This is a genomic window from Staphylococcus sp. HMSC056G08 (assembly GCF_001812305.1).
GTDB lineage: Bacteria > Bacillota > Bacilli > Staphylococcales > Staphylococcaceae > Staphylococcus > Staphylococcus simulans.
The window spans coordinates 10,588-11,022 of record NZ_KV808534.1 but is presented as its reverse complement, the minus strand read 5'-3'; the positions used below and the strand labels follow the sequence as shown (position 1 = coordinate 11,022).

Here is a 435-nt window from a genome sequence, read left to right as displayed (position 1 = left end):
CATTCACTGTATCTGTTGTTTTATCTGGATAAGTCACTGTAACCGGTACTTCGAACTCGCCGCTAGTTTGACCGTCAGGAATTTTTGTTTCATCTACTGTCACTGTGAATGGTTGGCCGTTTTCTGAATATCCTGGGACAGTCACTTTTTCTTTTACTTCATCAAGTGTTGTTGTTTCACCATAATGTTTAGTTACCACTCCTGCTTTAGGATCGTATTTTACATTTTCTGGTTGGTCTCCTACAGTCACTTTAACTACCACGTGGTCTTTTGTACCGTCTGGATAAGTAACTGTTACTGGAACATCAAATACGCCATGAGTGTTTCCATCAGGCAATTTCGTTGGATCATCTACTGTTACTACCGGTGTTCCTTTATCTGCTGGGAAGTTTGGTACTGTAACTTTATCTTTCACTTCTTGTTCTGTTGTGCCTT

1 protein-coding gene is annotated in these 435 nt (G+C 40.2%); it reads right to left on the bottom strand.

Annotated elements, in window-relative coordinates:
* Positions 1-435, bottom strand: a 435-nt coding sequence (locus HMPREF2846_RS12750) for a Rib/alpha-like domain-containing protein (protein WP_141751897.1), incomplete at both ends; no start/stop codon positions are given.